The sequence below is a fragment of the Blastomonas sp. genome, from assembly GCF_041747255.1.
Lineage (GTDB): Bacteria > Pseudomonadota > Alphaproteobacteria > Sphingomonadales > Sphingomonadaceae > Blastomonas.
In genome coordinates this window covers 1-6,808 of the sequence record NZ_JBGTFM010000364.1, presented here as the reverse complement: position 1 = coordinate 6,808, position 6,808 = coordinate 1, and the positions used below count along the sequence as shown (strand labels likewise).

Here is a 6,808-nt window from a genome sequence, read left to right as displayed (position 1 = left end):
GTAAAATGCGGGGTTGCGATGCGGCCAGTCGGCTTGTTTGAGCCAGAACAGCTTGCCCTCCACCACCGCGATCAGATAATTGCGCTCAAACTTTTGCTCGGGCGAGAAATCGCTGGTCTCCATCGCCTGCGCGTCAGCAAGAGTCTTTTCGAGGTACGCGATCTGGTCGGCCAGCCCGGCTTCGGACCAGTCGGGCAGCTTGCCGTCAAAAGCATGCTTGCCCTGATAAACCGCGAAATCCGGGTTGCGCGGAAAATATCCGGAGAGGAAGCCATCGACGAACTTGCCCCATTCGGAGCTTGTCTCGACCCCGGTGCCTTCAACCGGTGCATCCACCGGCGCGGTGCCGCACGACGCGGTCAACGCGGCGAGCGAGACGGCGGCGAGATATTTAATAGACCAATGCATGAATGCCCCCCTGTTCAATCCTCCCCGCGCCAAGCTCGGGGAGGATTATTCACGCATTGCTGACACCACACGCCCCGCTTGAAAAGCGTAAATCTGCCGACGCCCCGCAAAAGCCCGATCATCCCCCCGGCCAACTTCATCTTGCTTGCCGCGCATGGCGGCCTCGCCTAACGCGCATGGCATGGACGCTGCCGCCGCCCCGCACCCCTTCAGGATCGCCAATTACCGTGCCTATTGGCTGGTGCGGCTGGCATCGATGCTCGCGCTGTATTCGATGATGCTGATCGTCAGCTGGCAGGCCTATAACATCGCGCGCGAGACGATGGACATCGCCGCCAGCGCGGCGCGGCTGGGGATGATCGGGCTGCTGCAGTTTGCGCCGCTGTTTGTGCTCACCCCTTTGGTCGGCTGGGTGGCGGACCGGATGGACCGGCGCTTTGTCGCGCGCACCGTGCTGATCGCGCAGACGGGAATCGCTGCGACGCTCGCCTGGGTTACCGCCAATGATCTGATGAGCCTGACGATCCTCTATGGCATCGCGATACTGCTGGGCACCGCGCGCGCCTTCATGGGCCCGGCGCTCGGTGCGCTGGCCCCCAATCTGGTGCCCAAAGCCTCGCTGCCCACCGCGATCGCGCTGTCGTCAATCGCCTGGCAGGCAGGCATGCTGATCGGCCCCGCGATGGCCGGGCCGCTGTATGTGATCAACCCGGCCTTGCCCTATATGGTCAGCGCCAGCCTTTACGCGCTGGCGGCCGCCGCGATGTTCACCATCGGCAAGGTGCCGCGTACGATCATCGACAAGGGCAAGGGGCCGATCTCGCAGATCATCGAGGGCGTGACCTATGTGGGCCAGAACAAGCTGGTGCTGGGCGTGATCACGCTCGATCTGTTTGCGGTGTTCCTCGCTGGATCGACCGCGCTGCTGCCGGTGTTCGCGCGTGACATCTTGCAGGTCGGCGAACAGGGGCTGTCGCTGCTCGCCTCGGCACCTGCGGCAGGCGCGGCGCTGGTTGCGCTCGTGTTCTCATTCCGTCCGATCCGCGTCAACGTCGGCAACAAGATGCTGGCCAGCGTTTTCCTGTTCGGCGCGGTGACCATCGTTTTCGGGCTCAGCAAGATCTTGCTCCTGTCGATAGCATGCCTGTTCATTGCGGGCGCGGCGGACATGTTCAGCGTCTATGTGCGCCAGTCGCTGATCCAGCTGAACACCCCCGATGACAAGCGCGGGCGCGTGTCAGCTGTATCCCTGCTCACCATCTCGGCCTCCAACGAGCTGGGCGATGCGTTTTCGGGGATGCTGGCGTGGATCATCGGCCCGGTGGCAGCGGTTGTCGCGGGCGGCGGCGGTGCTATAGTCATCACGGCGTTGTGGGCAAAGCTGTTTCCCCAGATCGGCGCTGCCCGCAGTTTCGAACCGAACGAGCCAGAAGCGACCGACCCGCCCCCACCATCGAACGCGCGTGAGGCCCTGGCCGCCGCCGCACCCGCAGCAGGAGAGACCAAGCCATGATCGCCGACTCCGTTTTGAACACCATCGGCAACACGCCGCACATCCGCATCAAGCGCCTGTTTGGCGATGCACAGGTGTGGATCAAGTCCGAGCGTTCCAACCCCGGCGGATCGATCAAGGACCGCATCGCGCTGGCGATGATCGAGGCGGCAGAGGCCGACGGATCATTGCAGCCGGGCGGCACGATTATCGAGCCGACATCGGGCAACACCGGCGTCGGTCTGGCGATGGTTGCGGCAGTCAAGGGCTACCGGCTGGTGCTGGTGATGCCCGAAAGCATGTCGCTGGAACGGCGGCGGCTGATGCTTGCCTTTGGCGCGACCTTTGACCTCACCCCGCGCGAGAAGGGCATGAAGGGCGCCATCGAGCGCGCGCAGGAGCTTGTTGACCGGACGCCGGGCGCATGGATGCCGCAGCAGTTCGAAAACCCCGCCAACATCGCGGTGCACGTGCGCACCACCGCGCAGGAAATCCTCACCGATTTCGCCGACAGCCCGCTCGACGTGATCATCACCGGGGTGGGCACGGGCGGGCACATCACCGGCTGCGCGCAGGAGCTGAAGAAGCATTGGCCAAATCTGAAAGTCTATGCGGTCGAACCGACGCTGTCGCCGGTGATCTCGGGCGGCCAGCCCGGCCCGCACCCGATCCAGGGCATTGGCGCGGGGTTTATCCCGGGCAACCTGCACACCCAGGTGATCGACGGCGCGATCCAGGTCGATCCGGCCGATGCCAAGGAGATGGCGCGGCGGTCGGCAAGCGAGGAAGGGCTGCTGGTCGGCATCTCATCGGGCGCGACGCTGGCGGCGATTGCGCAGAAGCTTGTCGATCTGCCGTCGGATGCGCGCGTGCTGGGCTTCAACTACGATACCGGCGAACGCTATCTGTCAGTACCTGATTTCCTGCCGGAATAAGCGAATCCCGGCTGCCAAACGGCATGTTCTACGCCGAATACCCGTTGCCTGACCCCTGCCTGCCCTGGGCGGTCTGTTTGTGGCGGTTTGCTGTTGAACGCGATGATCCCGCGCAATTTTCGCACATCATTCCGCCTGATGGCATGGTGTCGATCAGCATGTCTTGCCTGCCCGGAGGCGGGCAGCATGGCGGACTGACCGGCCCTTCTTCGCATGCGCATGTCGTGCCCGCCGTGCATGGCATGGTCGCAGCGGGCATCCGCCTGCAACCAGGGGCTGCGCCCGCGCTGCTGCCCGTGGCGGCACGCGATCTGGTGGGGCAGATGCAACCACTGCCATCATCAGCAACGAACGACCTGCTTGCGCATGCGCTCGCCACCTTTGCCGCTGATCCCGAACAGATCGATGATGTCGCAGCGTCGTTCATGGCGCTTACTGTAGGCAAACCTGTGCCGGACCCGGTCGTTGCCGATGCAGCGCAGCGCATCATTGCCGATCCAGCCAACCTGCGAGTCGATAGGCTGGCAGGCGCGCTTCGGATCAGCCCGCGCCAGTTGCGGCGGCGGTTTCTCGCTGCCAGCGGGATCAGCCCCAAGGCGTTTGCGCAGATCTATCGGCTGCGGCAGGCCTGCATCATGGCGCTGTCGCATCCGGTCAGCGCATGGGCGCACATTGCGGCCGATGCAGGCTTTGCCGATCAAGCGCATTTCAACCGCCATGTGGCCCGCACCTTCGGCGTCACCCCGCGCCAGCTGATCGCGTATCTTGGGTCCATCGATCATCGTTTCGCCAGCAATTTGCAGCCGACCCGGGACGTGTGACCGTTTCGTTCAAGCCGCGCATGGGCTTGGCCGCTATGGATTGGGCACCTGTAGACCATCCGGAGCCATACCCGATGAAACGATTGACCCTGGCCGTAATCGCATCGCTTACGCTGACCACACCGCTGGCCGCGCAACATCGCGCGCCCGATCCGACCGAGTCCATTGCCCGCATGGGGCTGCTGGCGCCGCTTGTCGGGCGTTGGCAGGGGGCAGGCTGGATGCTGCTGCCCGATGGTTCCAAATCCGAATTTCTCTCGAGTGAAGAGGTGGTGTCAGAGCTGGGCGGCACGGTGCTGCTGGTGCGCGGCAAGCATTTCAACAAAGCCAATCCGACGCTCGCCGTGCATGATGCGATGGCAACCATCGCGTGGGACCAGCATGCCGGTCACTACCGGTTTCGTTCGCACGTCGCCAACGGCATGATGGGCGATTTCCCGCTGACGGTCGAAGGCAGCCGCTTTGTCTGGACCATGGACACGCCTGGCGGCACAATCCGCTATACGACCGAGTTCGGCAACGATGTCTGGCACGAGATCGGCGAGCGCGGCAGCGATGCCAAAGGCTGGACAAAATTTCTTGAGATGCGGCTAACGCGGCAGCCTGCAACGCCATAAAGGTTTGCTCCTGACGCGAGACAGGCCTTTGCCCCGGCTGCAATGAATTGGCGACAAACGCAAAAAAGCCCCGCCTATTGTTCAGACGGGGCTTTCAGGATTGTGCGACTCCTAGGATGGAACGAGATTACGCCGCCGCGAACAGCTCTGGCTCGAGCGCCATGATCACATCGCCGCCGGCCTCGATCTTGCGGCGCAGCGACCCGGCATCGGGCATGATGCGTTCGGCGAAATAGCGCGCGGTGACCAGCTTGGTCTCATAGAATTGCGCGTTGCCGGTGCCCGCCTCAATCGCGGTGATCGATGCGCGCATCATCCGCAGCCACATCAGGCCAAGCGCGACGATGCCCATGATGTGCATATAGCTGTGCGCGCCCGCACCGATGTGGTTGGGGTTGGCCATGCCGTTCTGCATGAACCACATCGTCGCCGCCTTGAGCTCGCCCGATGCCTTCTCAAGCCGGGTGGCGAAATCGGCGAGCCGTTCGTCACCCTTGGCGTCAGCGCATTCCTCATCGATAATCGCAAACAGCGCCTGGATCGCGCGGCCGCCGTTCTGCGCGAGCTTGCGCCCGACCAGATCCATCGCCTGCACGCCGTTGGTGCCTTCGTAGATCATTGCGATGCGCGCATCGCGGACATATTGCTCCATGCCCCATTCGGCGATGTAGCCATGGCCGCCATAGACCTGCTGCATGTTGGTGGCGATGTCATAGCCCTTGTCGGTGCCATAGCCCTTGATCACCGGGGTGAGCAGGCTGATGAGGTCATCCGCCGTCTGGCGCTCTTCCTCGGTCTGCGCCTTGTGGGTAAGATCCACCTGCAGCCCGCCCCACAGAATGAGCGCGCGCAGCCCTTCGTTGATCGCCTTGGCCTCCATCAGCATCCGGCGCACATCGGGGTGGACGAACAGCGTGTCGGCCTTTTCGTTTGCATCCTGCGCGCCGGTGAGCGCGCGGCCCTGGCGGCGGTCAGCAGCATATTGCACCGCGTTCTGGTAAGAAACCTCGCCCATCGCCAGACCCTGGTTGCCAACGCCCAGCCGCGCCGCGTTCATCATGATGAACATCGCGGCAAGGCCCTTGTTTTCGTCACCGATCAGATAGCCGGTCGCGCCGTCATAGTTCATCACGCAGGTTGAATTGCCGTGGATGCCCATCTTGTGCTCGATCGATCCGCACGAGACCGCATTGCGGTCGCCCAGCGAGCCATCGTCATGGACGATGAACTTAGGCACGATGAACAGCGAGATGCCCTTGACGTTGTCGGGCGCATCAGGGGTCTTGGCGAGCACCAGATGGATGATGTTTTCGGTGAGGTCATGCTCGCCCGACGAGATGAAGATCTTGGTGCCGGTGATGGCAAAGCTGCCATCGGCCTGCGGGACCGCCTTGGTGCGGATCAGCCCCAAGTCCGTGCCGCAATGCGGTTCGGTGAGGTTCATCGTGCCGCCCCATTTGCCGCTGACCATGTTGGGGACGAACTTTTCCTTCTGCGCCTGGCTGCCCTTGGCGAGGATCGCGGAGACCGCGCCATGGGTGAGGCCGGGATACATCGCAAAGGCCATGTTGCCCGATGCCATGAACTCTTCAAACGCAATGCCGACGATGTGCGGCATGCCCTGCCCGCCGAATTCTTCGGGCGCAGCGAGCGTGCCCCAGCCGGCCTCGCAATATTGGTCGTATGCGGCCTTGAACCCGTCGGGGGTGGTGACCGAGCCATCAGCGTGACGGGTGCAGCCCTGCTGGTCGCCAATCTGGTTGAGCGGGAAAAGCACCTCCTCCACAAACTTGCCTGCCTCGGTCAGCACCGCATCGAGCACGTCGGGCGAGGCATTGTCGAACCCGGGCAGGTTGGCATATTTCTCGATGCCCAAAACCTCGTTGAGGATGAACTGGGTATCGCGCACAGGGGCATTATATTTGGGCATCGACTATGTCCTCTCACTTGTGGTTTCGGGCAGGGATATGCCCGCAGCAGGCGTGGTCCTCTGAGGAAAGACAACCGCCTGCGGAAACTAGCTCAGGTCTTCGCGGTCGACCCGCTCCACCATCTTGATGAACTGCGAAAGCTCGGTGATCGCGCTTTCGATGTCCTTCTTCTGCTTGCGCATCAGGGCGACCCGCTCCTTGCAGCGCTGAATGGTGACGCGGCGCTGTTCGCGCCTGCCGTCACCGACATCGTAAAGATCAACCATCTCGCGGATTTCCGCAAGGCTGAAGCCGACATTCTTGGCGCGCATGATCCAGGCGAGCCTCGCCCGGTCGCGCTTGGAATAAACCCGGGTGAGGCCCTTGCGCTCGGGCGCGATCAGGCCTTCGTCTTCATAAAAGCGCAAAGCGCGCGCAGTTACGCCAAACTCATCGGACAGATCCGATATCGTAAAGCTCTCGCGGTTGTGCAGATCGGGGGTATCGATTCTGCCTAAAGAGGAACGATCATGCATGGGGCAACAGCTATCTTCCCTTAACGTAAACGTCAAGCGGGTTCAGCCTGTGCACAGCCTTTTTCTGTCGCGCCCGGCGGCGGTGCGGG

6 protein-coding genes and 1 pseudogene are annotated in these 6,808 nt (G+C 62.9%); 4 read left to right on the top strand and 3 right to left on the bottom strand.

What is annotated here, in order from left to right; all coding sequences use genetic code 11:
• Positions 1-408 (bottom strand): annotated as a pseudogene (locus tag ACEW8G_RS12425) (DUF885 domain-containing protein); the annotation flags it as partial.
• A gap of 181 nt (positions 409-589) precedes the next feature.
• Between ACEW8G_RS12425 and ACEW8G_RS12420 the strand changes: the two are divergent.
• The 4 genes from ACEW8G_RS12420 (at position 590) to ACEW8G_RS12405 (ending at position 4,273) form a co-directional block, all read left to right on the top strand.
• Complete coding sequence (locus ACEW8G_RS12420; protein WP_373488729.1) at positions 590-1,921, top strand: MFS transporter; 1,332 nt, start codon at positions 590-592, stop codon at positions 1,919-1,921.
• Positions 1,918-2,835 carry a cysteine synthase A gene (cysK, locus tag ACEW8G_RS12415; RefSeq protein ID WP_373488728.1) on the top strand — a complete coding sequence of 306 codons (918 nt, stop codon included), beginning with the start codon at positions 1,918-1,920 and terminating at the stop codon, positions 2,833-2,835. The genes ACEW8G_RS12420 and cysK overlap by 4 nt, the downstream gene beginning before the upstream one ends.
• A gap of 23 nt (positions 2,836-2,858) precedes the next feature.
• Entirely contained in the window at positions 2,859-3,656 is a 798-nt protein-coding gene (locus ACEW8G_RS12410; protein WP_373488727.1) for a helix-turn-helix transcriptional regulator, read from the top strand.
• Between the two features lie 74 nt (positions 3,657-3,730).
• Positions 3,731-4,273: a hypothetical protein gene (locus ACEW8G_RS12405; protein WP_373488726.1), complete on the top strand. Its 543-nt coding sequence runs from the start codon at positions 3,731-3,733 to the stop codon at positions 4,271-4,273.
• 127 nt (positions 4,274-4,400) lie between these two features.
• Here the strand turns inward: ACEW8G_RS12405 and ACEW8G_RS12400 are convergent, their stop codons facing one another.
• Together ACEW8G_RS12400 and ACEW8G_RS12395 are read right to left on the bottom strand one after the other, a co-directional pair.
• Positions 4,401-6,203: an acyl-CoA dehydrogenase C-terminal domain-containing protein gene (locus ACEW8G_RS12400; RefSeq protein ID WP_373488725.1), complete on the bottom strand. Its 1,803-nt coding sequence runs from the start codon at positions 6,201-6,203 to the stop codon at positions 4,401-4,403.
• 87 nt (positions 6,204-6,290) lie between these two features.
• Positions 6,291-6,719, bottom strand: a complete 429-nt coding sequence (locus tag ACEW8G_RS12395; protein ID WP_373488724.1) for a MerR family DNA-binding transcriptional regulator — start codon at positions 6,717-6,719, stop codon at positions 6,291-6,293.
• Positions 6,720-6,808: the final 89 nt, after the last annotated feature.

Coding starts and splice junctions, on each gene's coding strand:
- ACEW8G_RS12420 (WP_373488729.1), top strand. CDS start 590: ATGGACGCTGCCGCCGCCCCGCACCCCTTCAGGATCGCCAATTACCGT.
- cysK (WP_373488728.1), top strand. CDS start 1,918: ATGATCGCCGACTCCGTTTTGAACACCATCGGCAACACGCCGCACATC.
- ACEW8G_RS12410 (WP_373488727.1), top strand. CDS start 2,859: ATGTTCTACGCCGAATACCCGTTGCCTGACCCCTGCCTGCCCTGGGCG.
- ACEW8G_RS12405 (WP_373488726.1), top strand. CDS start 3,731: ATGAAACGATTGACCCTGGCCGTAATCGCATCGCTTACGCTGACCACA.
- ACEW8G_RS12400 (WP_373488725.1), bottom strand. CDS start 6,203: ATGCCCAAATATAATGCCCCTGTGCGCGATACCCAGTTCATCCTCAAC.
- ACEW8G_RS12395 (WP_373488724.1), bottom strand. CDS start 6,719: ATGCATGATCGTTCCTCTTTAGGCAGAATCGATACCCCCGATCTGCAC.